Source organism: Streptomyces mutabilis (assembly GCF_046628145.1).
In the GTDB taxonomy this organism is placed as follows: domain Bacteria; phylum Actinomycetota; class Actinomycetes; order Streptomycetales; family Streptomycetaceae; genus Streptomyces; species Streptomyces mutabilis.
Genome location: NZ_CP176874.1, coordinates 6,169,026 through 6,194,555, shown reverse-complemented (window position 1 = coordinate 6,194,555; position 25,530 = coordinate 6,169,026). Strand labels below are relative to the sequence as shown.

At 74.0% G+C, this 25,530-nt stretch carries 23 protein-coding genes; 7 read left to right on the top strand and 16 right to left on the bottom strand.

Annotated elements, in window-relative coordinates; all coding sequences use genetic code 11:
- Window positions 1-75 precede the first annotated feature (75 nt).
- Both ACLIN4_RS27905 and ACLIN4_RS27900 read left to right on the top strand, forming a co-directional pair.
- The gene (locus ACLIN4_RS27905) at window positions 76-921 is read left to right on the top strand and encodes a (2Fe-2S)-binding protein (protein WP_382025406.1); all 846 of its coding nucleotides are present in this window, start codon (window positions 76-78) and stop codon (window positions 919-921) included.
- A 257-nt stretch (window positions 922-1,178) separates the two neighbouring features.
- A complete protein-coding gene (locus ACLIN4_RS27900; RefSeq protein ID WP_381941151.1) occupies window positions 1,179-2,237 on the top strand; it encodes a DUF2637 domain-containing protein in 1,059 nt (352 codons plus the stop codon).
- A 52-nt stretch (window positions 2,238-2,289) separates the two neighbouring features.
- Here ACLIN4_RS27900 and ACLIN4_RS27895 read toward each other — a convergent pair whose 3' ends face one another.
- The 3 genes from ACLIN4_RS27895 to ACLIN4_RS27885 form a co-directional block, all read right to left on the bottom strand.
- Window positions 2,290-2,673: an ATP-binding protein gene (locus tag ACLIN4_RS27895; protein WP_100049088.1), complete on the bottom strand. Its 384-nt coding sequence runs from the start codon at window positions 2,671-2,673 to the stop codon at window positions 2,290-2,292.
- Window positions 2,674-2,816: 143 nt separating this feature from the next.
- On the bottom strand, window positions 2,817-4,559 hold the full coding sequence (locus tag ACLIN4_RS27890) for a pyruvate dehydrogenase (RefSeq protein ID WP_411576351.1): 1,743 nt from the start codon (window positions 4,557-4,559) through the stop codon (window positions 2,817-2,819).
- Between the two features lie 28 nt (window positions 4,560-4,587).
- The gene (locus tag ACLIN4_RS27885; RefSeq protein WP_411576350.1) at window positions 4,588-6,708 is read right to left on the bottom strand and encodes a protein phosphatase 2C domain-containing protein; all 2,121 of its coding nucleotides are present in this window, start codon (window positions 6,706-6,708) and stop codon (window positions 4,588-4,590) included.
- Between the two features lie 288 nt (window positions 6,709-6,996).
- On the opposite strand from ACLIN4_RS27885, the gene ACLIN4_RS27880 reads away from it, so the two are divergent.
- On the top strand, window positions 6,997-7,980 hold the full coding sequence (locus ACLIN4_RS27880) for a helix-turn-helix transcriptional regulator (RefSeq protein WP_107480454.1): 984 nt from the start codon (window positions 6,997-6,999) through the stop codon (window positions 7,978-7,980).
- Between the two features lie 62 nt (window positions 7,981-8,042).
- Window positions 8,043-8,534, top strand: coding sequence for a DUF456 domain-containing protein (locus ACLIN4_RS27875; RefSeq protein WP_381914866.1), 492 nt, complete (start codon window positions 8,043-8,045; stop codon window positions 8,532-8,534).
- On the opposite strand, the gene ACLIN4_RS27870 is transcribed toward ACLIN4_RS27875, so the two are convergent.
- The 4 genes from ACLIN4_RS27870 to ACLIN4_RS27855 form a co-directional block, all read right to left on the bottom strand.
- Window positions 8,531-9,139, bottom strand: coding sequence for a methylated-DNA--[protein]-cysteine S-methyltransferase (locus ACLIN4_RS27870; RefSeq protein WP_411576349.1), 609 nt, complete (start codon window positions 9,137-9,139; stop codon window positions 8,531-8,533). The two genes, ACLIN4_RS27875 and ACLIN4_RS27870, sit on opposite strands and share 4 nt — an antisense overlap.
- A complete protein-coding gene (locus ACLIN4_RS27865) occupies window positions 9,136-10,551 on the bottom strand; it encodes a DNA-3-methyladenine glycosylase 2 family protein (RefSeq protein WP_411576348.1) in 1,416 nt (471 codons plus the stop codon). Before ACLIN4_RS27865 ends, ACLIN4_RS27870 begins: the two co-directional genes overlap by 4 nt.
- 177 nt (window positions 10,552-10,728) lie before the next feature.
- Window positions 10,729-11,829 carry a ribosome small subunit-dependent GTPase A gene (rsgA, locus tag ACLIN4_RS27860; RefSeq protein WP_289909531.1) on the bottom strand — a complete coding sequence of 367 codons (1,101 nt, stop codon included), beginning with the start codon at window positions 11,827-11,829 and terminating at the stop codon, window positions 10,729-10,731.
- Window positions 11,830-12,089: 260 nt separating this feature from the next.
- Window positions 12,090-13,409 carry a radical SAM protein gene (locus tag ACLIN4_RS27855; protein WP_107477879.1) on the bottom strand — a complete coding sequence of 440 codons (1,320 nt, stop codon included), beginning with the start codon at window positions 13,407-13,409 and terminating at the stop codon, window positions 12,090-12,092.
- 106 nt (window positions 13,410-13,515) lie between these two features.
- On the opposite strand from ACLIN4_RS27855, the gene ACLIN4_RS27850 reads away from it, so the two are divergent.
- A complete protein-coding gene (locus tag ACLIN4_RS27850; protein WP_107477878.1) occupies window positions 13,516-14,772 on the top strand; it encodes an FAD-binding protein in 1,257 nt (418 codons plus the stop codon).
- 12 nt (window positions 14,773-14,784) lie between these two features.
- On the opposite strand, the gene ACLIN4_RS27845 is transcribed toward ACLIN4_RS27850, so the two are convergent.
- The 3 genes from ACLIN4_RS27845 to ACLIN4_RS27835 form a co-directional block, all read right to left on the bottom strand.
- Window positions 14,785-16,047 (bottom strand): MFS transporter, encoded by a 1,263-nt coding sequence (locus tag ACLIN4_RS27845; protein ID WP_411576347.1) that lies wholly within the window; start codon window positions 16,045-16,047, stop codon window positions 14,785-14,787.
- A gap of 170 nt (window positions 16,048-16,217) precedes the next feature.
- Window positions 16,218-16,742, bottom strand: coding sequence for a hypothetical protein (locus ACLIN4_RS27840; protein ID WP_411576346.1), 525 nt, complete (start codon window positions 16,740-16,742; stop codon window positions 16,218-16,220).
- Window positions 16,739-18,448 carry a PHP domain-containing protein gene (locus ACLIN4_RS27835; RefSeq protein WP_107477875.1) on the bottom strand — a complete coding sequence of 570 codons (1,710 nt, stop codon included), beginning with the start codon at window positions 18,446-18,448 and terminating at the stop codon, window positions 16,739-16,741. The genes ACLIN4_RS27840 and ACLIN4_RS27835 overlap by 4 nt, the downstream gene beginning before the upstream one ends.
- Before the next feature lie 149 nt (window positions 18,449-18,597).
- On the opposite strand from ACLIN4_RS27835, the gene ACLIN4_RS27830 reads away from it, so the two are divergent.
- Window positions 18,598-19,188, top strand: a complete 591-nt coding sequence (locus tag ACLIN4_RS27830; RefSeq protein WP_100048667.1) for a TetR/AcrR family transcriptional regulator — start codon at window positions 18,598-18,600, stop codon at window positions 19,186-19,188.
- On the opposite strand, the gene ACLIN4_RS27825 is transcribed toward ACLIN4_RS27830, so the two are convergent.
- From ACLIN4_RS27825 to ACLIN4_RS27800, 6 genes are all read right to left on the bottom strand, one after another.
- Window positions 19,185-19,940, bottom strand: coding sequence for an isocitrate lyase/PEP mutase family protein (locus tag ACLIN4_RS27825; RefSeq protein WP_411576345.1), 756 nt, complete (start codon window positions 19,938-19,940; stop codon window positions 19,185-19,187). The genes ACLIN4_RS27830 and ACLIN4_RS27825 overlap by 4 nt on opposite strands.
- Entirely contained in the window at window positions 19,937-20,404 is a 468-nt protein-coding gene (locus tag ACLIN4_RS27820) for a hypothetical protein (protein WP_381915832.1), read from the bottom strand. The genes ACLIN4_RS27825 and ACLIN4_RS27820 overlap by 4 nt, the downstream gene beginning before the upstream one ends.
- A 114-nt stretch (window positions 20,405-20,518) precedes the next feature.
- Window positions 20,519-21,595, bottom strand: a complete 1,077-nt coding sequence (locus tag ACLIN4_RS27815) for a glycoside hydrolase family 43 protein (protein ID WP_289909519.1) — start codon at window positions 21,593-21,595, stop codon at window positions 20,519-20,521.
- Between the two features lie 154 nt (window positions 21,596-21,749).
- Window positions 21,750-22,409: a response regulator gene (locus tag ACLIN4_RS27810; RefSeq protein WP_289909518.1), complete on the bottom strand. Its 660-nt coding sequence runs from the start codon at window positions 22,407-22,409 to the stop codon at window positions 21,750-21,752.
- Entirely contained in the window at window positions 22,406-23,572 is a 1,167-nt protein-coding gene (locus ACLIN4_RS27805; RefSeq protein WP_411576344.1) for a sensor histidine kinase, read from the bottom strand. Before ACLIN4_RS27805 ends, ACLIN4_RS27810 begins: the two co-directional genes overlap by 4 nt.
- A complete protein-coding gene (locus tag ACLIN4_RS27800) occupies window positions 23,569-24,408 on the bottom strand; it encodes a CPBP family intramembrane glutamic endopeptidase (RefSeq protein WP_411576343.1) in 840 nt (279 codons plus the stop codon). Before ACLIN4_RS27800 ends, ACLIN4_RS27805 begins: the two co-directional genes overlap by 4 nt.
- A gap of 161 nt (window positions 24,409-24,569) precedes the next feature.
- Between ACLIN4_RS27800 and mmuM the strand changes: the two genes are divergently transcribed.
- Window positions 24,570-25,478, top strand: a complete 909-nt coding sequence (gene mmuM / locus ACLIN4_RS27795) for a homocysteine S-methyltransferase (RefSeq protein WP_289909512.1) — start codon at window positions 24,570-24,572, stop codon at window positions 25,476-25,478.
- The last annotated feature ends 52 nt before the right edge of the window (window positions 25,479-25,530 follow it).

The window sequence follows — 25,530 nt, the reverse complement described above, 5'->3', positions numbered from 1 at the left end:
AATCCCGAGGATCTTCGGTAAGGTAAGGCTTACCTCAAGCTGCCCGTTCGTTCCGACGTGGATCGGTGGTCCCGCATGCCTGTCACCCGCACGGCCCTCACGGACGCCTACGCGCGCCTGACCGAGGTCCTTCCGGGACTGGGCGTCACCGAGCTGGACCCGGCCGGCGAGGTCCCGGCCGGGGGCGGCTGGGTCGCGGCCGGCTCGCTCGCCGCGGGCGGGGCGGAGCTGGAGGCGTTCCTCGCCTGGGACGACGCCCAGGTGCTGCGGGACTACGGGCAGCGGGCCCGACCGGACGTCGTGGCGAGCTTCGGCCTGCACCGGTACGCGTGGCCGGCCTGCCTGCTGATCACCGTGCCGTGGTTCCTGCACCGCCGGGTGCCCCGCTACCCCGCCACCCACGTCGCCTACGACCGTTCCGCCGACGGCCTCCCCCTCGGCCGCATGGCCGTGCGCCCCGCCGGCTTCGCCTGCCTGCCCGGCGACCCGGCCGCCGCCCTGCCCGGGGCCCGCGTGGTCGCCGACGAGGAGGCGCTGCGGGTGGAGGTGCGGGCCGCGGTCGCCGAGCACCTGGAGCCGGTACTGGCCGGATTCGGCCCCCGGATGCGGCGGCGGGGACGGGCCCTGTGGGGCATGGCGACCGACGAGGTCGTCGAGGGCCTGTGGTACGTCGCCCATCTGCTCGGCGAGCAGGAACGGGCCCGGCACGAGCTGGAGCTGCTGCTGCCGGGCGCGACCAAGCCGTACGTCGGCGACGCGGCGTTCCGCGAGCTGACCGGACCGGACGGCGAACCGCTGCACACCCGGGACCGCGCGAGCTGCTGCATGTTCTACACGGTGCGCCCCGAGGACACCTGCGCCACCTGCCCGCGCACCTGCGACGCGGACCGCGTCGGCAAGCTGCTCGCCGCGGCGGGCTGAGCCGCCCCCGGCCGAGAAGGCCTACTCTGTTTCACAACTCCCCCGCGTGGCACGGGAATTTTCCCCGGAACCACCCGTACGGGTATTCTTAATCGAACTCAACTCCCGCCCCTCATGCGGCAGTTCGAGCAGAACGCCGCCCTGGGCACTCCCTCACACCCCCCTTGGCGGCCTCTTGCCCCGAAACCCCCTGAGGGCCGCTGGGTTTGGGCCACCATGGCGGGCGTTACGCCCTATCCCAATGCGAGGGACCCCAGATGAGATTGACCGACATATCGCTGAACTGGCTGCTTCCGGGCGCCGTGCTGCTCCTGGGCATGCTGGTGGCGGTGGCGGTGCTCGCGCGAGGCAAGCGTTCCTCGGGGAAGGACGCGGGCTCGGACGACTCGTGGGAGCGCATGGAGGAGCGGCGCAGACGCAAGGAAGCCCTCTACGGCAGTGTCTCCTACGTCCTGCTCTTCTGCTGCGCCGCGGTCGCCGCGGCGCTCTCCTTCCACGGTCTGGTCGGCTTCGGCGAGCAGAACCTCGGCCTGAGCGGCGGCTGGCAGTACCTGGTCCCGTTCGGGCTCGACGGTGCGGCGATGTTCTGCTCCGTCCTCGCGGTGCGCGAGGCCAGCCACGGTGACGCGGCGCTCGGCTCCCGCATACTCGTGTGGACGTTCGCGTTCGCGGCGGCGTGGTTCAACTGGGTGCACGCGCCCCGCGGCATCGGTCACGCGGGCGCCCCGCACTTCTTCGCGGGCATGTCCCTGTCGGCGGCGGTCCTGTTCGACCGCGCCCTGAAGCAGACCCGCCGGGCAGCGCTGCGCGAGCAGGGCCTGGTGCCCCGTCCCCTGCCGCAGATCCGCATGGTCCGCTGGCTGCGGGCCCCCCGGGAGACCTACCGTGCCTGGTCGCTGATGCTCCTGGAGGGCGTGCGCAGCCTCGACGAGGCGGTCGAGGAGGTGCGCGACGACCGGCGCCGCAAGGAGGAGGCGAAGCAGCGCCGGCGCGAGCAGGAGCGTCTGGAGCGGGCCCAGCTCAAGGCGATCAGCCGGGGCCACGGCCACCGGGGCTTCCCCGGGCGCGGCGGCCGGCAGGTCGACGTCGAGGTCGAGGTGCAGCAGGTGGAGCGCGGCACCGAACGGGCCACCGCGGAGCCTGCCATATCGACCCCGGAGCCCTTGCCCGTACGCCGGCGGCCCTCCTTGCAGCCCGTCCGGAACGGAGGTGACCCGGTCACCGTCGACCTCACCGCGGAGGACGACACCCAGGCCCTGCCGCGTCTGGACTCCCTGGAGCGCAAGCTCAAGGACCTGGAGCAGCAGTTCGGCTAGCCGTTCCGTCCGATGAGGCCGTGGGGCGCCGCGATCCCGGCGCCCCACGGCCTCACGCCGCCTCGGCGTCCAGTTCGAACCAGACCGACTTGCCCACCCCGCAGGGCCGCACACCCCAGTCGTCGGCGAGGGACTGCACGAGGAGCAGACCCCTGCCGCCCGTGCTCTCCTCCGGCCTCGGAGTGCGCGGCCGGGGCAGCCCGTCGGCGTGGTCCCGCACCTCGACGCGCAGCGCCCGCGGGCCGACCGTGGCGGTCAGGACCGCGCATTCGTCGGTGTGGACGAGCGCGTTGGTGACCAGCTCGCTGGTGAGCAGCTCCGCGATGTCCGAGCGTCCGGGACCGCCCCAGTGGCGCAGCAGCTCACGCAGCGCCCGCCGGGCCTCGGGCACCGCCCGCAGGTCCGCCCGCCCGAGTCGTCGCCTGAGCTGTGGCACCGCCTTCCTCTCCATGTCCCCCGTCCGCGTGGTGATGTCGTTTCCCTCCCTGTTCGAACACCTTCACGGGGGAAGCCTTGCCCGTTCGGACCCCGGGCAGTCCTGTGGATTCGTGTCGTTTCACACAGCGGGCGCCCGTTCGGTCACGGCCGCGGCACGTTCCGCAGGTTCGAGCGGGCCATCTGGAGCATCCGCCCGACACCGCCGTCCAGCACGATCTTGGAGGCGGACAGGGCGAAGCCGGTGACCATGTCGGCGCTGATCTTCGGCGGGATGGACAGCGCGTTGGGGTCGGTGACGACGTCGACCAGGGCCGGCCCCTTGTGCTTGAACGCGGCCTTGAGCGCCCCCGCCAGGTCCTTCGGCTTCTCCACCCGCACCCCGAAGGCGCCGCAGGCCTCGGCGACGGCGGCGAAGTCGGGGTTCTTGTTGGACACGCCGTGCGAGGGCAGGCCCGCGACCAGCATCTCCAGCTCGACCATGCCGAGCGAGGAGTTGTTGAACAGGACCACCTTCACGGGCAGGTCGTGCTGGACGAGGGTGAGGAAGTCGCCCATCAGCATGGTGAAGCCGCCGTCGCCGGACATCGACACGACCTGCCGGCGCCGGTCGGTGAACTGGGCGCCGATCGCCATCGGCAGCGCGTTCGCCATCGAGCCGTGCGAGAAGGAGCCGATGACGCGGCGCTTGCCGTTGGGCTGGATGTAGCGGGCGGCCCAGACGTTGCACATGCCGGTGTCGACGGTGAACACGGCGTCGTCGTCGGCCATCTCGTCCAGCACGGAGGCGACGTACTCGGGGTGGATCGGGACGTGCTTGTCGACCTTGCGGGTGTACGCCTTGACCACGCCCTCCAGCGCGTCGGCGTGCTTCTTCAGCATCCGGTCGAGGAAGCGGCGGCTCTTCTTCTCCTTCACCCGCGGGATCAGGCAGCGCAGGGTCTCCTTCGCGTCGCCCCACACCGCGAGGTCCAGCTTGGAGCGCCGGCCCAGATGCTCGGGCCGGACGTCGATCTGGGCGATCTTCACGTCGTCGGGCAGGAAGGCGTTGTACGGGAAGTCCGTGCCGAGCAGGATCAGCAGGTCGCACTCGTGGGTGGCCTCGTAGGCGGCGCCGTACCCGAGCAGGCCGCTCATCCCCACGTCGTACGGGTTGTCGTACTGGATCCACTCCTTGCCCCGCAGGGCGTGGCCGACCGGTGCCTTGATCTTCCCGGCGAACTCCATCACCTCGGCGTGCGCGCCCGCCGTTCCGGCGCCGCAGAACAGGGTGACCTTGTCGGCGTCGTCGATCAGCCGCACCAGCCGGTCGATCTCCTCGTCGCCGGGCCGGACGGTCGGCCGGGAGGTGACGAGGGCGGTCTCGGCGGCCTTCTCCGGCGCGGGCTCGTCGGCGATGTCACCGGGCAGCGAGACGACGCTGACGCCGCCCTGGCCGACCGCGTGCTGGATGGCGGTCTGGAGCAGCCGGGGCATCTGCTTGGGGCTGGAGATCAGCTCGCTGTAGTGGCTGCACTCGCGGAAGAGCTGGTCCGGGTGGGTCTCCTGGAAGAAGCCGAGGCCGATCTCGCTGGACGGGATCTGGGAGGCGAGGGCGAGGACGGGGGCCGCGGAGCGGTGGGCGTCGTAGAGGCCGTTGATGAGGTGGAGGTTGCCGGGGCCGCAGGAGCCGGCGCACGCGGTGAGCTTCCCGGTGATCTGGGCCTCCGCCCCGGCGGCGAAGGCGGCCGTCTCCTCGTGCCGCACGTGCACCCACTCGATGCCGGAGTGGCGGCGCACGGCGTCCACCACCGGGTTGAGGCTGTCGCCGACGACTCCGTAGAGGCGCTTGACTCCGGCACGGGTGAGGATGTCGACGAACTGTTCCGCGACGTTCTGTTTGGCCATGGCTCCAGCTATGGCACACCGAGCGGCGTCACGCCTCCCAAACGGCGGCGGCCGTACGGTCGTCGGCGTAACCCTTGACCCGGACGCGGCTGTCGGCGAGGAACTCCGCGAGGCCGGGCGCGGGGCGGCCGGACCACCGCCGGGCGAGGAGTCCGCCCAGCTCGGGCTCGTTGAGCAGCGGCTCGGCGAGGCCCGCGGTACACATCAGCAGCACATCACCCGGGCGGGCTACGGAGGCGCGGAAGCGGAAGGGTTCGCGGGGCGGCTCGGGGGGCGGGTCGTGGTACGGGCCGGGCGGGGTGGTGACACCGAGGTCCATGGTGAGCCGGTCGCCCTCGGACGTCTCGGCGGGCGGCGACCCGAACCCGACCACGGGCTCGCCGGTGACCTCGCCGCCGCTCGGCTCCATGTTCTGCCAGGTCCCGTCCCGCAGCCGGAGCAGTCCGCCGGCGCCGACGCCGAAGTACACCCGCGTGCGGCACTCGGGGTCGGCGGGCAGCAACAGGCAGCGCAGGGTGGCCGCGTACTCGTCGGGGCTCAGCCCTTGGTCGGCGGCGCCGGCGCGGAGCCGGCCGAGACTGCGGTCGGTGAGGCGGTGCAGCCCGGACTTCAGGTCGCCGCGCCGGGCGGCCCGCAGATCCTCCCCGAGCCGGGCGTGGCTGCGGCCCACGGCCCGCCCGATCCACCGGCACACCTCGGCCGCCGCCAGGTGCGCGCCGCTGGTCGCGCGGGCCCCGGTCGCCATCGCCACCAGCACCAGCGCCTGCTCCCCCGCGCCGAAGCGGGCGACGAGCAGCGCGTCCCGGCGCGGGTCGCCCCGGTAGCGCGCGGAGTCCCCCCGTACGGAGACGGCACGCAGAGTGCAGCTCCCGTACCGGGCACCGTCCAGCACGGTGTCCGCCACCAGTCCGTCCAGCCCGTCCGGGTCGGCGGGCGGCAGCGCGGTGGGTTCGGCGTCGTAGGTGGGCGGCCCGGAGCCGACGTAGTCGCGGTCGGAACCCACGGTGCCGGGGGCGGGCTCGGGCGGGTCGTACGGGAGGAACGGCGGCGGCAGCGGCGGCAGACCGGGAGCGGCCCCGGCCGGGGGCGGCGGCCGGAACCCGCCGGAGACCGGCGCGGAGCCACCGGCGGACGGCTCCGAGAGATCGCCGTCCCCCGTACCCGAGGTCGTACGCCCACGGAGCCACACCCGACGCCCGCCCCCCTTGGGCGGAACCACCGGCGCGGCGGACGCCACGTTGCCGTCGGGCGGCGGGCCGGCCGGGGGCTGCGTGGAGGCGGGCGGCGGGTCCGCGAGGGGCTGCGGGGGGCCGGACGGCGCGTCGACCGGGAACTGCGCGGAACCGGACGGCGCGTCGACCGGAGGCTGCGGGGCACGGGACGGCGGCCCGGCCGGAGGCTGCGGGGCACCGGAAGGCGGGTGGATCGGGAACTGGGGAGCACCGGACGGCGGCCCGGCCGGAGGCTGCGGGGCACCGGACGGCTTCGCCGGGAACTGCGCGGGACCGGTGGACTCGTCCGTGGCCCGCGCAGGGCCGCCCGACCGCTCGTCCGCCGGGGGACGCGGAGAACCGGCCGCCGCTGTCCGATGCGGCGCGGGCCCCGACGACTCGGCCATGGGCCGCGCGGGGCTGGGCCGCCCGCCCGGCGGGTCCTCGGGACCGGGTGGCTCGGCCGCGGGCCGGGGCGGGACGGGCTGTCCTGTCTCTCTACCGGTGGGGGCGGGCTGTCCGGCTTCCCGCCCGGTGGAGGTCGGTGGGAAGTTCGCCGGTCCGGTGGGTACGGCGGGTGGGGGCTCCCATGGGGCCCGTGGCGGGGGCGGGCCGGGTCGGCGCGGCGCGGTGTCGGTGGGCGGTGGAGGACCGGTGCGGGGAGCGGGCACGCCGGCGGACGCTGACGTCGCCCACCAGGGCGGGGCCGGGCGTGGCTGGCCGTCGGCGGGCGGCGGTCGGTCCGGCGACGGCGGGGGTGTCGGTCCGTCCCACAGGTCGTGGTCCGGGCCTCGGGCCACCGTCCCTGCCGCCGAGGCGAAGCGGTCGTCCAGGGAATCGGGCGCGGTCGTGGGGCCGGTGTCGTCGGCGGAGTCGTCGTACAGCTGCGTCCACCAGTCGTCGTCATGACCGGCGGGACTTCCCCCCTGCTGACTCATGCTCCTGATTGTCCACCGACGGGGCCGGATGAAAACGGGGCATCCGGAAAATCCGCGCGCACCGGCGCGCGCCGGACGGCGTGTCGGGGGACGGCTCGAACGGTGTTGCGAGGTGGGGTCGCCGAGCGGCCCCACCCCCCACGGGAGGACCGCTCGGCGACGCCACCTTGGCAGAGTGACCGGCGGTACGGCGATGATGTCCCGAGGCGGGTTTGCGCCGTGGCCGTTTTCCGCCACGGGACGGCACCGCAGGTGGTGAGGTTCGTGCTCGGGGAGGGGCGACGGCTGATGCTGGGAGTGCTGGGGCTGGAGGACACGCAGGAGTCGGCGTACCGGGCGCTGGTGGCCGTGGGCGCCGCCGACGTGCCCGACCTGGCCCGCCGGCTGGCGCTCGGCGAGCAGGACACGGAGCGGGCGCTGCGCCGGCTGGAACAGATCGGCCTCGCGGCCCAGTCCTCGGCCCGGCCCGGCCGCTGGGTGGCCGCGCCGCCGGGGGTGGCGCTGGGCGCGCTGCTCACCCAGCAGCGCCACGAGCTGGAACGGGCGGAGCTGGCGGCAGCCCTGCTGGCGGAGGAGTACCGCGCGGCGGCGGCGGAGCCCGCGGTGCACGACCTGGTGGAGGTGGTGACCGGCGCCGCGGCGGTCGCCCAGCGCTTCGTCCAGCTCCAGCTCGGCGCGACCGAGGAGGTGTGCGCGCTGGTCACCGGCAACCCGGTCGCCGTCACCGGCATGGAGAACGACGCCGAGGAGCAGGCCACCGGGCGCGGCGTCCGCTACCGCGTGGTCGTGGAGCGGTCGGTGCTGGACCTGCCGACCGGCATCACCGAGCTGACCGCCGCGCTCGGCCGGGACGAGCAGGTGCGGGTGGTGGACCGGGTGCCGACCAAGCTGGTCGTCGCCGACCGGTCCCTCGCCCTGGTGCCGCTCACCGCGCATTCCTCGGAGCCCGCCGCGCTGGTCGTGCACGCCAGCGGCCTGCTGGAGCTGCTGTCGGGGCTGTTCGAGGCGGTGTGGCGGGGGGCGCTGCCGCTCCGGCTCGGTGCCTCCGGCGTGACCGAGCACGGCCCGGACGGGCCCGACGGCACCGACCTGGAGATCCTCTCGCTGCTGCTGGCCGGCCTGACCGACGCGAGCGTCGCCAAGCAGCTCGACCTGGGGCTGCGGACCGTGCAGCGCCGGGTGAAGCGGTTGATGGAGCTGACCGGCGTCACCACCCGCCTCCAGCTGGGCTGGCACGCGTACGAACGGGAGTGGGTGGCCAGAAGACGCTGACCGGCGCGGTCCGCCCCGCCCGCGCATCTGCGGACCGCGCGCGGTTCCGGCACGCTGGACAGATGGGAGCGTGGGACCTCCTGCTGTCCGGACTGGTGATCCTGCTCGGACTGTGCGGGGTGCTGTTCCCCGGCATGCCCGGGTCTTGGCTGGTGTGGGCCGGGGTCCTGTGGTGGGCGCTGGAGGATCCGCGGCCGCTGGCGTGGGCCGTGCTCGTCGGCGCCACCGTCGTCCTGCTCCTGTCCCTGGCGGTGCGCTGGGCGTTGCCGTCCTCCCGGCGGCGGCGGACGCGCGTGGACGACGCCACCCGCAGGCTGACGCTGTACGGGGGCGCGGGCGCGGTCCTCGGCTTCGTCCTGATACCGGTGATCGGCGCGATACCCGGTTTCATGGGCGGCATCTACCTCGCCGAGCGGCTGAGGCTGGGCCGGCACGGCGAGGCGATGGCGGCCCTGCGGACCGCGATGCGCTCGGGCGGTGCCGGCGTGCTGACGGAGTTCTTCGCCTGCCTGCTGATCACCGGGGCGTGGCTGGGGGCGGTACTGGCTGGCTAGCGGGGCGTCGGCCGGGCGCCCTCCAGGGCCAGCAGCCGCGTCTTGCGCTCCAGGCCGCCCGCGTACCCGGTCAGGGAGCCGTCCGCGCCGATCACCCGGTGGCAGGGGCGCAGGATCAGCAGCGGGTTGGCGCCGATCGCGCCGCCGACGGCGCGTACCGCGGGCCGGGAGGCCCCGATGCGGGCGGCGATCTCGCCGTAGGTCGTGGTCGACCCGTAGGGCACGTCGTCCAGGGCGGCCCACACCCGCTCCCGGAAGGCGGTGCCCTCGGCGCGCAGCGGCAGCCGGAACTCCGTCAGCTCTCCGGCGAAGTAGGCGGCGAGCTGCTCCTCGGCGGCCCGGAAGGGCCCGGCGTCGTGCCGCCACGCCTCCTGGACGCTCCGGCCGCCCTTCTGCCCGGGCACGGACAGGGAGGTGAGCGCCCCGTCCGGACCGGCGGTGAGGAGGAGCGGCCCCACGGGGCTGTCCACCTCGGTCCAGTACGTCGTGGTCGGGCCGGCCGTCGCGGCCGTCGTCTCGGTCCCGGTCGCGGCCGTAGCAGTGATCACGGTCGCGGTCGTGCTCGCGGACGTGGACGTGGTCGTGCTCGTGGACGTGGTCGTCATCGGTCGTTCTCCCACTCTCCTGCTGCGCGCAGGTGGTTCAGGGCGTACGAGCGCCAGGGGCGCCAGGTGTCGGGCAGGTCGGCGCCGGGCGGGGCGACGTCCGGGTCGCCGAGGGCGCGGGCGCGGACGGCGGCGGCCGTGGCGGCGTCCACGCCGGGGACGGCGAGCAGCGACCGCTCGGCGTCGTCCCGGTCGGCACCGGGGTCGAGGCGTACGGCGCCGTCGGCCAGGGCGGTGGTGAGGGCGCCCAGGGTGCCGTGCGGCTCGGCCTCGGCGAGGACGCCCGGTTCGGGGAAGAGGTGGGTGAGGGTGCCGCACGGTGCGTCCAGCGTCTTGCCGTACCGCGTCACCAGCCGCTCGGCCTCCGCCCGCCCCACCAGGGCCCGTACGGCGAACTCGTCGGGATCGGCGGTGCCCGGCGAGCGCAGCCCGGGGCGGGCGGCGACCAGCGGGGCGAGACGGGGGTCGGCGCCGAGCCGTTCGTCGACCGCGTACGGGTCGGCGTCGAGGTCGAACAGCCGGCGCAGCCGCTGTACGGCGGTGGTCAGGTCGCGCAGGTCGGTCAGGTGGAGGCGGGTGTCGAGCCAGCCTCCGCTGCCGGTCCGCGGCCGGCCCGGACGCTCGTCGACGGCGACGATCCCGGTGCCGTACGGCAGCCGCAGCGTGCGCCGGTACAGGCGGCGGCCCGTCGGGCCGCTGACCTCCTCCACCCCTGCGACGGCCTCCCGCTGGAGCAGGTCGAAGACCGGCCCCGCCTGGTAGGGCCCCCGGTGGGCGAGCCGCAGCGGGAGGCCGGCGGACGGGGCCCCGGCCCCGGCGCGCGACCGGGCGGGCGCGGCGGCGCGCAGCTCGCTCGGGGTCGCCGCGTACACGGCCCGGATCGTGTCGTTGAACTGCCGCACGCTGGCGAACCCCGACGCGAACGCGATCTCGGTGACCGGCAGGCCGGTGGTCTGAAGCAGGACGCGCGCGGTGTGTGCCCGCTGGGCGCGGGCGAGCGCCACGGGCCCGGCGCCCAGCTCGGCGGTGAGCTGCCGCTGCACCTGGCGGGCGCTGTAGCCGAGCCGGCCGGCGAGCCCGGCGACGCCCTCCCGGTCGACGACGCCGTCGCCGATGAGCCGCATGGCGCGGCCCACGACGTCGGCGCGGACGTTCCAGTCGGCCGAGCCCGGCACGGCGTCCGGGCGGCACCGCCGGCAGGCCCGGAATCCCGAGCCCTGCGCGGCGGCGGCCGTCGCGAAGAACCGCACGTTGCTCCGCTTCGGCGCGACCGCGGGGCAGCTGGGCCGGCAGTAGATGCCGGTCGTCTCGACGGCGAAGAAGAACGCCCCGTCGAACCGGGCGTCCCGGCTGCGTACGGCCTCGTACCTGCTGTCCTGTGCCTTCTCGTGCGCCACGTCGTCCGTCTTCACGCCGTCCAGTCTCCGTCAGTCCGGAGATCCGGGCTGGCGGAAATCGGACATCGCGTCGGCGGGGTGACGCAGCTCGCCGGGCCCGTCCGTCGGGCCGCCGTTCACCGACGTCCTCCGGGCGGCCGGTGGGCGTGCCGGGTCCGGCACGCCCTCCGGCCGGCCCCGGCCCCGGCCCCGCTACCTCAGCCGCCCCCGCTTGGCCTCCATCGCCGCCTTGCCGATCGCTCCCCTGCGCTTCCACTCCTTGCGGATCTCGGCGCGCAGCCGGGCGTCGGTCTTGGCGACGATGCGCTGGTTCTCCCGCATGAGCTTGCGGTAGCTCTCCAGCCGCCGTTCGGGCAGTTCGCCGCTGTCGATGGCGGCGAGGACGGCGCAGCCCGGCTCGCTCTCGTGGGCACAGTCGTGGAACCGGCAGTCGCCGGCCAGTTCCTCGATCTCGGCGAAGACCTGCCCGACCCCGCTCCCCGCGTCCCAGAGCCCGACGCCCCGCAGGCCGGGGGTGTCGATCAGCACTCCCCCGCCGGGCATGACGAGGAGGTTGCGGGTGGTGGTGGTGTGCCGGCCCTTGCCGTCGACGTCCCGGGTGGACTGTACGTCCATGACGTCCTCGCCGAGCAGGGCGTTGGCGAGGGTGGACTTGCCCGCGCCGGACTGGCCGAGCAGCACCGCCGTACCGCCGCAGACGACGGCGGAGAGGACGTCCAGTCCCTCCCCCAGCGCGGCGCTGACGGACAGCACCGGCACGCCGGGGGCGGAGGTCTCCACGTCCTGCACGAGGTGGGCGAGCGTCACCGGGTCGGGCACGAGGTCGGCCTTGGTGAGGACGACCAGGGGCTGCGCCCCGGATTCCCAGGCGAGCGCGAGGAACCGTTCGATGCGGGCGAGGTCGAGCTCGACCGCGAGCGACACCGCGACGATCGCGTGGTCGACGTTGGCCGCGAGGATCTGCCCCTCGGACCGCTTGGAGGAGGTGGAGCGCACGAAGGCGGTACGGCGCTGCAGGTACGTCCGTACGTAGCGCGGGTTGCCGTCCGGTTCGACGGCGACCCAGTCGCCGGTGCAGACGACGCGCAGGGGGTCGTGCGGGGTGACGAACGCCGTGTCGGCGCGCAGGACGCCGTCGCCGGTGACGACGTCGCACTGCCCGCGGTCGACCCGCACGACGCGGCCGGGCAGCAGCCCTTCGGCGGCGTGGGGCGCGAACGCGTCGGCCCAGTCCTCGTCCCAGCCGTAGGGGGTGAGGGCGGAGTGGGCGGTGAAAACGGAGGTGGAAGTCAAGGGTGGCCCCTTCAGGGGGCGGCCCCGGCAGCAGGTCTCAGAAGCGCTGAGGGAGGCCGGTGGCCGCGGAGGTGGACGTGATGGGTTGCTGGATGCGGGCAGCGCCCGTCGCAATGACAGCCATCGGTCGACACCTCCTCACTCGCTCGTCCTGATCCTGCGTCGTCCCCGCGTACGCCTGCGCGGCGATCACCGCGTGACGTGCCGCCACTGTAGCCGGGCGGCACCACGCCCCGTCAACGCCTTTTCCGGCGCCCGCCTCACACCTCGACCGGCGCGTCCTCCGGCAGGCTGTCCATGAAGGAGCTGACGGAGAAGACCGCGTTGCCGGCGCCGGGCGGGCCGTAGCCGGGGGGCGAGGAGAGGCCGAAGTCCTCCATGGTCTGGCGGTAGGCCTGGAGGAGACGGATGTGGTACTCCAGCGGGGCGCCGTCGGGGTTGGTCTTGCCGAGCGGGGTGGTGGGCTCGGGGCACCAGGTGGTGAAGCGGGGCGTGATGCCGTGCGACATGAAGAAGCGCAGGCCCTCGGTGGTGGAGTCGATGGCCTCGTCGACCGTCTTGAAGCCGAAGGGCTCGGCCATCTCCACGCCCGCGACGAAGTTGGGGATCACGTTGCGGGCGCCGAAGACCTCGGTGGAGTCCAGGATGCGCCGGTGCCACTCGTCGCGGCCGACGTAGCGCTCCTTGCCGGGGCAGTACATCTTGAACAGGTACTCGTCCCACACCTCGAAGTTGGGGTGGTAGATCTGCACGCCGTAGTCCTTGAAGCGCTGGACGTCCGGCTTGGGCAGGGCCTGGGCGACGACCTTGCCGATCCAGCGGCCGGGGAAGTGCTCCTCGATGGCCTTGGCGTACCGCCCGTAGAAGTCGGCCTCGTCCAGACCCTGGACCTTCGACGTGATCGCGCCGCCGGTGAGGGTGTACGCGGTGGAGATCTTGCCGGTGTCGTACTTGTTGATGATCTCCAGCGCCTCGAGGACCTCGTCGACGTCCTTCACGCCCGTGTACGGCCGCCCGGCGGCCTTGTGCTGGCGCCAGTTGTGGTTGATGTCGCAGTACTGGCACTCCTCCTTGGCGCCGAAGTACTGGCAGACGCGGAAGGCGGTCAGGTAGATCAGGTAGCCCCACTGGATGGTCGGGGCCACCTCCATGACCGACTTCCCGTTGGAGAGCTTGTGCCGGTAGTACTCGGGCATGGGCGGCACGCCGACGTCGGCGATCCGCTTGCCGTCGAGGTACAGGCCGAGCTGGTTGTGCTCGTCGGCGGCGACCCGGTACGGCGAGGACGGGTTCACGCGGACGGAGACGACGGTGCGGCGCAGGTCGTAGGGGCCGCCGGTGAGGATGATCTCCTCGGGCGGGCGGCGCAGCGCGGCCTCGCCCAGCTCGGGCAGGGTGCCGTGGTCGAAGGAGAAGATGAAGTAGGACTTCGGCTTCACCTCGCCGTCCTCGTTGTCGCTCAGCGCCGAGGGGTCGAAGGCGACACCGCCCCGCAGGAGGTCCTCCTTGAAGACGGCCTCGCGCGGTACGTGCGGGAACCGCTCCATCAGATCCTCGACCAGCGCGGTACGGCTGTCCATCCCGTGTCTCCTCCCGGGTCCGGCGTTCGACTTCTCACGGTATGCCCCCGCCGGTGCGGCTTCCCGCGCGGGGGCCCTCCCAACGCGCCGGGTAGGTTTCCGCGGTATGACCGACATCACCGTGACCAATTGGGCCGGCAACATCACGTACACGGCCAAGGAACTGCTCCGGCCGCACTCCCTGACCGCGCTGCGGGCCCTGGTGGCGGACAGCGCGCGGGTGCGGGTGCTGGGCAGCGGGCACTCCTTCAACGAGATCGCCGAGCCGGGCGCCGAGGGCGTCCTGCTGTCGCTGGCCGGCCTGCCCGCGGAGGTGGACGTCGACTCCGCGGCCCGCACGGTGCGGGTGGGCGGCGGCGTCCGGTACGCGGAGCTGGCCCGGGTGGTGCACGGCCACGGGCTCGCGCTGCCGAACATGGCGTCGCTGCCGCACATCTCGGTCGCCGGATCGGTGGCGACCGGCACGCACGGTTCCGGGGTCGGCAACGGGCCGCTCTCGTCGTCCGTGCGCGAGGTGGAGCTGGTCACCGCGGACGGTGAGACGGTGACCGTGGCGCGCGGCGACGAGCGGTTCGGCGGCGTGGTGACCTCGCTCGGCGCGCTGGGAGTGGTGACGGCGCTCACCCTCGACCTGGAGCCGGCCTACGAGGTGGAGCAGCACGTCTTCACCGAGCTGCCGCTGGACGGCCTGGACCCGGCGACGTTCGAGACGGTGATGGCGGCGGCGTACAGCGTGAGCCTGTTCACGGACTGGCGGGCGCCCGGCTTCCGGCAGGTGTGGCTGAAGCGGCGCACCGACCAGCCGCTGTCCGACTTCCCGCACGCCGCTCCGGCCGCCGAGAAGATGCACCCGGTGCCGGGCATGCCCGCGGTCAACTGCACCGAGCAGTTCGGTGTGCCGGGGCCCTGGCACGAGCGGCTGCCGCACTTCCGCGCCGAGTTCACGCCCAGCAGCGGCGCCGAGCTGCAGTCGGAGTACCTGATGCCGCGCGGGCACGCCCTGGACGCCCTGCGCGCGATGGACGCGATACGGGAGGTCGTCGCGCCGGTGCTGCAGACCTGTGAGATCCGCACGGTCGCCGCTGACGAGCAGTGGCTGAGCCCCTCCTACGGGCGGGACACCGTGGCCGCGCACTTCACCTGGGTCGAGGACACGGCCGCGGTGCTGCCGGTGGTGCGGCGGCTGGAGGAGGCGCTGGCTCCCTTCGCGGCCCGCCCGCACTGGGGGAAGGTGTTCACGACGCCGGCGGACCGGCTGCGCGCGCTCTACCCGCGGCTGGACGACTTCCGGTCGCTGGTGACCGCCCTGGACCCGGCGGGGAAGTTCGGCAACGCGTTCGTCCGCGGGGTGCTGGGCGGCTGAGTCCCCGGCGGCTCAGGACTTCCCCGCCCGTCGGATCGGGGTCAACAGCGCGGCGAGGGCGATGAGGACGCAGCAGGCGCCGGCCACCAGGGCGACCGGTGTGGTGCCGCGTTCCTCGGCCGCCCAGGTGAGGACGGCCGCGCCGATGGGTGCCACCGAGTACTGGAGGGTCCAGAAGGCGGAGGTGACCCGGCCGAGCAGGTGCTCCGGGGTCACCTCCTGGCGCAGCGACATCGAGCAGGTGCCCGCCATGCCGACGCAGGCCAGGAAGGCCGCGCTGAGCAGGGCGACGGCGGTCACGTCGTCGGCCCGGCCCATCCCCGCGAACGCCAGTCCGCACACGGCGACGGCTCCGGTCCAGGTCGGGCCGAAGCCGAGCCGGCGGCGCACCCGTGCCACCAGCAGCGCGCCGGTGATGGTGCCGAGGGCACCGACCGCCATGACGGTGCCGACCGTGCCGTCGTCGTGGCCGAGGTCGTGCTTGATGTGGTAGATGACCAGGTCGTTGAGGCCGAGGGTGAGGAAGCTGAAGCAGCACAGCAGGAGGGTGAGCGCGCGCAGCACGGGGTGCCCGCGGAGGAAGGCGACGCCGGTGCGCAGGTCCTGCCACAGTCCGGGGCTCTCCCCCTTGCCCTGGTCGTCGGCGGGGCGGGGCCGGAAGCGGACGAGGGCGAGGAGGGCCGCCGAGACGCCGAAGCTGGCCGCGTCGACGCCGACGGCGGCGGCCGGGCCGGACCAGGCGGCCACCACACCGGCGCACAGCGGTCCGAGGACACCGGCCGCCGCGGCGGTGGCGTTGAGGCGTCCGTTGGCCTCGGTGAGCTGTTCGGTGCCGACCAGGGAGCGCACGACGGTGACGTAGCCGACGGCGAAGAACATGCCGACGGCCTCGCACAGCGGCAGGACGGCGTACAGGAGCCAGACCTGCGGGCCGAGCAGCCACACCAGGGGGACCAGCCCGTACAGGACCATGCGTACGAGGTCGCAGCCGATGAGCAGTCTGCGGCGGTCCACCCGGTCGACCACGGTCCCGGCGAACACCGCCGCGAGGACCGCGGCCGCGCCGCCGACGGCCGTCAGCAGCCCCATCCGCGCGATCGACCCGGTCGCCTCCAGCACCAGCAGCGGCAGGGCGATCAGCGCGAAGGAGTCGCCGAGGACGGAGAGGGTCTGCGCGGCCCAGAAGACGCCGAAGTCCCGTTGCCGCCACAGCGGGCGGCGGTCGTCGGGGACGCGGTCGCCCGCCCTCCCGGTGTCCCGTGCCTCGTGGGTCACCGGGCCGCCGCCGTCCGCCGTCGCCGCGCCATGCCGGTCGCCTCCCCGTCCCCCGCTGCCAGGTCCGCGAACACCTTACGGAGCTGTCAGTGGTCGGCGCACCGCACTTACTGACCTTTCGGTGCTCCGCGCCTACGGATCGCTCCGTGCTCCGCGCAGGCACCGACCCGTCAGTGGTCCGCGCAGCACGGTGTCGGGTCCGGGTCCTCGAACGGCACGAGGGTGCCGCCCGCGGCCGGCATGGCGGCCAGGACGAGGCGGCCGTCCTGCCACTGCGGGCGCACGTGGTCCCGGGTCACCAGCAGGGTGTCCGGGGGCGGTTCGCCCGGCGTGCCCAGTACGGTCACGCGGTCGATCGCGGAGCGGGTCAGCAGCTCGGCGAGGGTCAGCGTGCCGGTGAGGGCGCCGGCGCCCGGGTAGAGGACGGCCCGGCCGACCTCGTCCGGGGCGCCGGCGCTGACCTCGTACCCCTGCTCGGTGAGCCGGTCCCGGGCGGCGCGCAGGACCGGCTCCGTCCCGGCCGCGTCCGCGGCCAGGGACAGCGCGACGCGCGGGCGGCCGTCCCGCACCAGGTGGGTGCAGCCGAAGACGCCCGCGGGGAGGTCGAGTTCGGCCGCGAACGCCTGGAGCAGGTGGTCGGCCTCGCGCAGCGTCGTCGCGTCGGTGTCGACGCCGATGGCGTACGGCGGGGTCACGAGGGGAGGATCCACACCGGGTTGGAGTAGAACCACAGGTCGCGCCACGGGTCGGCGTCGCCCACGATGTCGATGGCGGGGCCGGCCGGGTCGACCTTGGCGCCCATCGCGCCGACGGCGGAGCGGTTGCCGTCGGTGCCGCGGGTGCGGAGGTAGACGGGGTGGTCGACGCGGCCGAGGTCGTAGGTGAGGCGGACGGTGCCGGAGTCCTTGTTCACCTCGTACGACTTGACCACGCGGGCGGTGGGCTCGGTGAAGGTGTCCTTGTCGGCGACCGGGCCGGTCACGTCGCCCTGGATGACGTCGACGCGGGCCAGCTTCGGGACGAACCCGGCCCAGTTGGGGCCGCCGGCCAGGGCGACGTCCATGGACAGGGTGACCCGGGTGCCCTTGCGGACGTGCAGGGCGCCGCCGAGGGTGGCCCAGCGGCCGCCGCCCGAGACGCGGACGTCGAGGCCGCTGATGAGCTGCCCGTGGTCGACCCAGATGCGGCCGGCGCGGATGCCGTCCATGACGGCGGCGTAGTCGAAGCCGTCGGAGCCGACGTGGGTGCGGCTGTACTGGCCCGGCCAGTAGTCGCCCTGGGTGACGTCGATCCGGCCGGCGTAGACCGGGTCGTCGTAGCGGCCGTTGGCGTCGAAGTCGCCGCCGCCGCGGGCTGCGGTGTCGGCGTACACCTGGTGGGAGTCGGAGTTGGCGGTGATCCACCAGGGGCGGCCCTCGGCGATGAGGCTGTCCCACAGGCCGCCGACGGTGGCGGTCATCCAGTCGAAGCCGCCCCAGGTGCGGTAGCTCTCCAGCGGGTAGCCGGGGAAGGAGTTGACGCCGGGACTGCCGTCGTAGATGCCGCGGGCGCGGCCCATGCCGAGCGGCTTCGGCAGGCCGGCGGCCTGGTGGCCGGGGGCGCCCTCGAAGCCGACCGCGATCTGCCGGTCGCCGGTGCCGGTGGCGTCGCGCCAGGCGCGGATCTCGTGCGGGGAGTCGATGCCCTTGCGCGCCGGGTGGTTGGCGAGCATGAGGGCGTCCTTGACCTTGCGCCGCTTGACCTGGTCGGCGAGGAAGGAGAGGCCGGCGACGGCGAGGGCCTCGTTGGCCGGCGTGGAGTCGGTGGCGCCCTTGACGCCGCCGTCGTAGCCGGTCTCGAACTGCTTGAGTACGGAGACCTCGTTCTTGCCGGGGTGGACGAAGACCGTGCCGTGCTCGGCGCCCGGGATGTTCCACTCCAGGCCCTGGAAGACGAGGGTGTCCGCGTAGGCGTCGCGGGCCTCGCGGATGTCCGGGTTGACCTTCTCCACGCCGATCTTGGCGTGGGTGACGCTGCCGTGGTCGGTGATGACCAGCCAGTCCATGCCGTGCCGGGCGCCCTGGCGGACCTGGTCGACGACGCGGTACTTGCCGTCGCTGCTGTACTGGGTGTGGATGTGGTGGTCGCCGGCCAGCCAGAGGAAGCCCTTCTTGCGGCGGCCGTTGCCCGCGGCCTCGGCGGGGGCGGCGGTGGCGGTCTGGGCGAGGACGGTGCCGGCGGCCAGTCCGGCGCCGAGCAGGCCGGCGCGGCGCAGCAGGCCCCGTCGGGACTGCTGTTCGGGGCTCAGGGCCTCGTCGGGGACGGTGGTGTCGAAGGCGGCGGGCAGGGCCCGGGGCGCCTCGTGGTCGTGCGTGTGTGCGTGGTGGTGATGGCCGTGCGTGTGACCGTGTCCGTGCCCCATGAGCCCCTCCTGGAAACCGCCGCCGTGCGCGGCTCCGAGGAGAATCGAGGCAGAAGATGAACATTGAACGGCCCGAAGATGAGCCCCGCATGCCGCCCTGCCCGCCCTAGCATGAAACCTAGGAGCTCTAGGAAGAGGGAAGGTGGCTCATGCCCCGAGTGGGTCTTACGACCGACCGTGTCGTCGCTGCCGCCGCCGACCTCGCCGACGCGGCCGGACTCGAGAACGTCACCGTCTCCGCGCTCGCCCGGCACTTCGGGGTGAAGGACGCGAGTCTGTACACGCACGTCAGGAACCTCCAGGACCTGCGCGTGAGGGTCGCGCTGCTGGCCGGGGGCGAGCTGATCGACGAGATCGCCGCGGCGGTGGCCGGGCGGGCCGGCAAGGACGCGCTGGCCGCCTTCGCGAACGCCTACCGCTCCTACGCCCTGCGCCACCCCGGCCGCTACGCCGCGACCCAGATCCGCGTCGACCAGTCCCGCGTCGCCGACTCCCCCGCCCTGCGCCGCACCGCCGAGATCACCCACGGCATGCTCCGCGCCTACGGCCTCACCGAACCCGACCTCACCGACGCCGTACGCCTGCTGCGCAGCACCTTCCACGGCTACTGCGCCCTGGAGGCCACCGGCGGCTTCGGCGCCCCGCGCGACGTGCGGGCGTCCTGGGACAAGGCCGTCGAGGCACTGCACGTGGCGCTGACGCACTGGCCGGCCGGGCAACAGACCGGACCGGGCCGCTAGTCGCCGAGCGCCCGCACCTCCTCGTACGTGGGCGTGCCCCCGCCCGGCACGCGCCCCGCCCGCACGTCCTCCGCCGCCTCCAGGGCCGCGCCCAGCGCCCGCCGGTACAGCAGCGAGCCGAGGCTGACCCGGCTCACGCCCAGGTCGGCGAGGTGCGGCAGGGCGGGCCCGGCGGGCGAGTGGAGGACGTTCAGCGGGACGTCGCCCAGGTGGGCGACGAGGTCGCCGATCGCGCCGGGTTCGGTGAGGCCGGGGACGAAGACCCCGTGGGCGCCTGCCTCGCGGTAGGCGTCCAGGCGCCGCACCGTCTCGGGGAAGGAGCCGTCGCCGGACCAGTACGTGTCCGTACGGGCGTTGACGAACAGGCCGGGGGCCGCCGCACGGACCGCGGTGATCTTCGCGGCGTGGCGGTCGGCGGGGCCGAGGGCGTCCTCCAGGTTGACGCCCACGACGCCGACCGCCGCCAGCTCCCGCGCGAACTCCCCCACCTCGTCGGGGTCGTCGCTGAAGCCGTCCTCCGCGTCGACGGAGAGCAGGAACGGTCCCGAGCCCAGGGTGAGGGCCAGCCGCAGTGTCTCGTCGCGGGTCGCCGACGCCCCGTCCGGCAGCCCGGCCGCCGCCGCCACGCCCAGGCTGGTCGTGCCGATCGCCCGGAACCCGCGCGCGGCGAACGCGTTCGCCGAGGCGTGGTCCCAGGCGCACGGCAGCAGCAGCGGCTCACCGGCACGGTGCAGACCGGCGAACCCGGTCACGACAGGTCACCCACCGCGTCGGCGTAGTACACGGATTCCTCCAGGTGCGCGGCGAGCCGGCGGAAGCTCCAGCCCTCGCCGGGCGAGTGGTCGAGCTGCTCCTCGGTGAGCGCGTCGAGGCGGTTGGCCCAGATCCGGGCGAGCCGGGTGAGCCGGCTGCGGGCCTCGTCGAGGTCCTCCTGCGTGAAGGGGGCGCGGTCCGCCTCCGTGGTGACCTTGGAGGCGTGCCAGTGGTCGGGCTGCGTCTCCTCCCCCGCCAGCCGCGCCTCCATCTCGGCGAGGTGATCGACCATGTGGTCGGCGACCCGGCGGATCGCCTTGTGCGGGGTGTAGACGCGTCCGTCGACGTGGGCGGGCCGCCCGTCCCAGGCGGTCCAGGTCGCGGCGAGGGCGAGGACGTGGTCGACCATGCCGGTGACGGTGTCGGCGGGGGTGGCGGCGGTGGCGGTGTTCTCGTCGTTCATGTCCCGCACGCTACGGGCCGGTTGTTTCGGCGTCGGCCGAAGTGTTCCCGCCCTTCCGGAAGACGGGGCCCCGGGCGTGCCGGCCACCGGGGTGGTGGTGGCCGGCACGCACGTTCACGCCCGTTCCCTCGCCGTGTCGGCGACCGGGACGCCGAAGTCCGGGGTGCCGTCCGCCTTCCAGCCCAGCTTCTGGATGCGGGTGTGCCGGTTGGGGTCGTTCAGCGGGTCGCCGTCGATCTCCTCGTACTGGCGGGCGTGGTAGACGAGGACGTCGGTGCCGTCGCGGTCGACGGTGAAGCAGTTGTGGCCGGGACCGTACTGGCCGGTGGTGTCGTTGCTGGTGAAGACGGGCGTCGGCGACTTCGACCAGCTCGCGGGGTCCATCAGGTCGGCGTCCGCGTCGGCGGTCAGCAGCCCCATGCAGTAGTTGGCGTCGGTGGCGCTCGCGGAGTACGTCATGAACAGCCGTCCGTTGCGGGCGATGACCGACGCGCCCTCGTTGACCTTGAACCCCACGCACTCCCAGTCGTACTCGGGTGTGGAGAGCCGTACTTGAGGGCCTTTCAGCGTCCAGGGGTTCTCCATCTCGGACAGCCACAGGGCGGTGTTGTTGTCCATGCCGGGCTCGTGCTGGGCCCAGGCGAGGTAGCGGGTGCCGCGGTGGGTGAAGGTGGTGGCGTCGAGGGAGAAGGTCTCCCAGGCGGTCTTCACCTGGCCGCGCTCGACCCAGGTGCCCCGGAAGGGGTCGGGGTGGGCGTTCTCCAGGACCCAGACGCGGATGTCCCAGACGCGCTCGGCGGGCGCGGCGGCGAAGTAGATGTACCACTTGCCGCCGACGCGGTGCATCTCCGGCGCCCAGATGTGCGCGCCCATGTCGCCGGTGGCGTGCTTGCGCCAGATGACGGACTCGTGGGCGGTCGCGAGGCCGTTGAGGGTGCGGGCGCGGCGCAGGACGATGCGGTCGTACTCGGGGGCGGTCGCGGTGAAGTAGTAGAAGCCGTCGGTGTGACGGCGGATGTGGGGGTCGGCGCGGTTGCGGACGAGCGGGTTCACGTAGGGCGCCGCCTTCCGGGGCGCGGCGGAGGCGACGGCGGGGACGGCCGTCAGGGCTCCCGCGGCGGCGGCGCCCTTCAACAGCAGGCGTCGGCCGGGGACTGCGGGCTGCGCGGGCGCTTCGTCGGCGCGGCTCATGCGGGCTGCCTCTCGACGGGGAGTTCGTCATGCGGACGGCGGCCCTGCACGATCGTCCGACATACCGAACACCATCTGTGATCACGAACGTCGAAAAGGTAAGGGTGTGACAGGGGGAGGTCAACGGTTCCGACACCGAGGGTCCGCGCGGGCGTCAGGTCACCAGGCCGTGCCGGTAGGCGTAGACGACGGCCTGGACGCGGTCGCGCAGGCCGAGCTTGGTGAGGATGCGGGACACGAAGGTCTTGACCGTCTCGTGGCTGATGACGAGCGCCGCGGCGATCTCGCTGTTGGACAGGCCGTCCGCGATGAGGCGCAGGACCTCCAGTTCGCGGGGTGTCAGCGGGATGTCCCGCGCGCCGCCCTCGGCGGGCCGGATCCGGGCGGCGTACCGGCCCACGAGCCGGCGCGTCACCTCGGGGTCCAGCAGCGCGGAGCCCGTGGCCACGGTGCGGATGCCGTGCAGCAGCCGGTCCGGCGGCGCGTCCTTGAGCAGGAATCCGCTCGCTCCCGCGCGCAGTGCCTCGTAGACGTACTCGTCCAGGTTGAAAGTGGTCACGACCAGCACCTTCACGGGGTGCTCGACCCCGGCCCCGGCCAGCAGCCGGGTGGCCTCGATGCCGTCGAGCACCGGCATGCGTACGTCCATCACCACGACGTCCGGGCGGAGCCGGCCGGCCAACTCGACCGCGGTCCGCCCGTCCCCGCACTCGCCGGCGACCTCCAGGTCGGGCTGCGCGTCGATGATCGTCGACAGACCGGTGCGGATCAGCACCTGGTCGTCGCAGACCAGCACCCGGACCGGCGCGCTCATGCCGGGCTCCCCGCGGGTATCCGCGCCCGGACCAGGAAGCCGCCGTCCGACCGGCTGCCCGCGCTGAAGTCGCCGCCCAGGACGTCGACCCGTTCACGCAGGCCGTCGAGTCCCCGCCCGCTGCCGCCGGGGGACGCGCCCCGGGAACCGGAACCGTCCGTGCCGACTTCCACGGTGATCTCCCTTTCGCCGTGGCGCACCAGGACCGAGGTCCGGCTGCCGTGGTCGTACTTGAGCGCGTTCGTCAGGGCTTCCTGCACGACCCGGTAGGCCACGAGGTCGGCGCTGCCGGTCGAGGCGGGCGGCGTGCCCTCCTCGGTGAACTCCACCGGCTGACCGGCCCGCCGCGTCTGCTCGACGAGCGTGAGCACCCGGCCGACGGGCGGCGTGCGGTCCTCGCCGCCGTGGCCGGTGCCGTGGTCGGGGTTGAGCAGGTCGAGCAGGTGGCGCAGATCGGTGATGGCGCGCCGGCCGGTGTCGCTCACGGCGGTCAGGGTCTGGTCGAGCCGGTCGGGCGCTGCGGTCAGGTAGCGGGCGGCCTCGGCCTGCACGACCATCGCCGTCACGTGGTGGGTCACGACGTCGTGGAGTTCGCGGGCGATCCGGGTGCGTTCGGCGGTCCGGGCGTCCTCGGCGACGCGGCTGCTGCGTTCGGCCTCCGCGAGCCGGGCGGAGCGCATCCACGTGCCCACGCCCCACGCGAGGGCCAGTGCCAGGTAGAACGTCACGAACTCGGCGGCCGGTTCGCCCGGCCCGCGCCGGTGCAGCTCGACCGACAGCGCCGCGAACGCCACGGTGGCGGCGACCAGGGTGGTGCGCCGGTACCTGTCCAGGTACGACCCGGCGCTCAGCAGGGCGATGGGCAGCGCGGTGCCCGCGACGAGGTGGTAGCCGCGCACTTGGTCGAGGGCGAAGCCGGCCGACACCAGGGCGAGGCAGACCAGCGGCCACCGGCGGCGCACGGCGAGGGGCAGGCACTGCAGGACGGCCGCCGCGACGGCCGGCGCGTCGGCGGGCCGGTGCGGCAGACCGCCGACCTCCGTGCCGTCGCCGTGGAACACCGGCAGGACGGAGGCGACGAGGAACAGCACGCCGAGCGGGAGGTCCCGGACCGTGACGTCGAGCCGGTGCCACAGCTCCGGGACGCGCCGACGAAGGATCACCGGGGAAGTTTAACGGCGGTGTCGACACCCGCGGCCCGCCGGGAGCCGAAGGGCACGATGGTGCCGCGCCGGTGGGCCAGCCACAGGAACACCAGCGTCAGCAGCGCCCCGAAGCCCACCGAGTACACGCTGCCCTCCGGCCCGAACGCGCCGCCGGTGAGCAGCTCCGGGCCCGACATCGAGGAGTCGAGCAGCCCCTCGTTGGTGCCGTTGCCGGACACCTGGGTGCTGAAGATGCCGGCCGCGGCGAAGTTCCAGCCGAAGTGCACGCCGATGACGAACCAGAGGCTGCGGGTGGCGGCGTACGCGGCGGCGAGCATGAAGCCGGCCTCGATGGCGATGGCGATGCCGCCCCACAGGGTCGCGTCCTCGTTGAGCAGGTGCGAGAGGCCGAACACGAGGCCGGTCAGCGTCAGCGCGATGTACGTGCCGGTGCGCTCCTCGATGATCCGGAACAGCACGCCGCGGTAGAGCACTTCCTCCGTCGCGGCGGCGCCGGCCATGAAGCCGACCAGGCCCAGCGCGCCCGTCACCGAGCCCAGGCCGTCCACGTCGTAGTGCCCGGAGGTGAAGAGGTTGACGATGACGGCGGCGAACATGCCGGTCCCGATCACGACGCCCCAGCCGGTCTTGGCGACGGCGCCCTCCCGGGCCACGTCCAGGGCGGGCCGGTGCTCGGTCCGCCGCACCACCCACGCGTACACGAGCACGGCCAGCGCGGCGGCCGCGAGACCGAGGACGAGCGAGAGCCAGTCGTTCCCCTTCACCGCGGCGATGGCACCTCCCCCGAGTGCGGTGATCGCCACGACGGCCAGGAACTGCCAGACAAACCTCACGAGAACCCCTTCTCCGGGCCGCGGCCGGGTGTGCCGCGGGCTGCACCGGACGCTACGGATCCGGCGGCCGGAGATCGTCACCTCACGGTGGACACCTGGCCGTAGCTCGCACGGGGGACACGGCCCCCCGGTCGTCCCCTCGCGGTGACTAGTCTCATGCCATGACCAGCGACTTCGCCGACGCCCTCGCCTCCGGCCGCCCCCTCGTGCTCGACGGGGGCATGTCCAACCAACTCGAGTCGGCGGGTCACGACCTGAGCGACGACCTGTGGTCGGCGCGGCTGCTCGCCGAGGAACCGGAGGCGATCACCGAGGCGCACCTCGCCTACTTCGAGGCGGGTGCGGACGTGGCGATCACCGCGAGCTACCAGGCGACGTTCGACGGGTTCGCCCGGCGGGGTGTCGACCGCGGGCGTGCCGCGGAACTCATGGCCCTGAGCGTGGAGTCGGCGCGGGAGGCGGCCCGCCGTGCGCGGGTGGACCGACGGCTGTGGGTGGCGGCCTCCGCCGGCCCCTACGGCGCGATGCTCGCGGACGGCTCCGAGTACCGGGGGCGGTACGGGCTGGGGATCGCGGAGCTGGAGCGCTTCCACCGTCCCCGCCTGGAGGTACTGGCGGCGGCCCGGCCGGACGTGCTCGCGCTGGAGACCGTCCCCGACACCGACGAGGCGGCGGCGCTGCTGCGGGCGGTGCGCGGGCTGGGTGTGCCGGCCTGGCTGTCGTACACCGTCGCGGGCGACCGCACCCGTGCGGGCCAGCCGCTGGAGGAGGCCTTCGCCCTGGCCGCGGACGCGGAGGAGGTGATCGCGGTGGGCGTGAACTGCTGCGCCCCGGGGGACGTGCCCGGCGCCGTGGAGACCGCCGCCCGCGTCACCGGAAAGACGGTTGTCGTTTACCCGAACAGCGGGGAGGCCTGGGACGCTGAGGCGCGCTCCTGGAAAGGGAGTTCCTCGTTCGACGCCGGGCGGGTCCGCCGGTGGCGGGCGGCCGGGGCCCGGTTGATCGGCGGCTGCTGCCGGGTGGGGCCGGGGACGATCAGGTCGGTCGCGGCGACGCTGGCATCGGCGTGAGCGGCGGCCGGAGGTCCGGTCGTCCGGGGGGTGCGCGCCGTGCCGTGGTCGG

Coding starts and splice junctions, on each gene's coding strand:
- ACLIN4_RS27905 (WP_382025406.1), top strand. CDS start 76: ATGCCTGTCACCCGCACGGCCCTCACGGACGCCTACGCGCGCCTGACC.
- ACLIN4_RS27900 (WP_381941151.1), top strand. CDS start 1,179: ATGAGATTGACCGACATATCGCTGAACTGGCTGCTTCCGGGCGCCGTG.
- ACLIN4_RS27890 (WP_411576351.1), bottom strand. CDS start 4,559: ATGGCCAAACAGAACGTCGCGGAACAGTTCGTCGACATCCTCACCCGT.
- ACLIN4_RS27885 (WP_411576350.1), bottom strand. CDS start 6,708: ATGAGTCAGCAGGGGGGAAGTCCCGCCGGTCATGACGACGACTGGTGG.
- ACLIN4_RS27880 (WP_107480454.1), top strand. CDS start 6,997: ATGCTGGGAGTGCTGGGGCTGGAGGACACGCAGGAGTCGGCGTACCGG.
- ACLIN4_RS27875 (WP_381914866.1), top strand. CDS start 8,043: ATGGGAGCGTGGGACCTCCTGCTGTCCGGACTGGTGATCCTGCTCGGA.
- ACLIN4_RS27870 (WP_411576349.1), bottom strand. CDS start 9,139: ATGACGACCACGTCCACGAGCACGACCACGTCCACGTCCGCGAGCACG.
- ACLIN4_RS27855 (WP_107477879.1), bottom strand. CDS start 13,409: ATGGACAGCCGTACCGCGCTGGTCGAGGATCTGATGGAGCGGTTCCCG.
- ACLIN4_RS27850 (WP_107477878.1), top strand. CDS start 13,516: ATGACCGACATCACCGTGACCAATTGGGCCGGCAACATCACGTACACG.
- ACLIN4_RS27835 (WP_107477875.1), bottom strand. CDS start 18,448: ATGGGGCACGGACACGGTCACACGCACGGCCATCACCACCACGCACAC.
- ACLIN4_RS27830 (WP_100048667.1), top strand. CDS start 18,598: ATGCCCCGAGTGGGTCTTACGACCGACCGTGTCGTCGCTGCCGCCGCC.
- ACLIN4_RS27820 (WP_381915832.1), bottom strand. CDS start 20,404: ATGAACGACGAGAACACCGCCACCGCCGCCACCCCCGCCGACACCGTC.
- ACLIN4_RS27815 (WP_289909519.1), bottom strand. CDS start 21,595: ATGAGCCGCGCCGACGAAGCGCCCGCGCAGCCCGCAGTCCCCGGCCGA.
- ACLIN4_RS27810 (WP_289909518.1), bottom strand. CDS start 22,409: ATGAGCGCGCCGGTCCGGGTGCTGGTCTGCGACGACCAGGTGCTGATC.
- mmuM (WP_289909512.1), top strand. CDS start 24,570: ATGACCAGCGACTTCGCCGACGCCCTCGCCTCCGGCCGCCCCCTCGTG.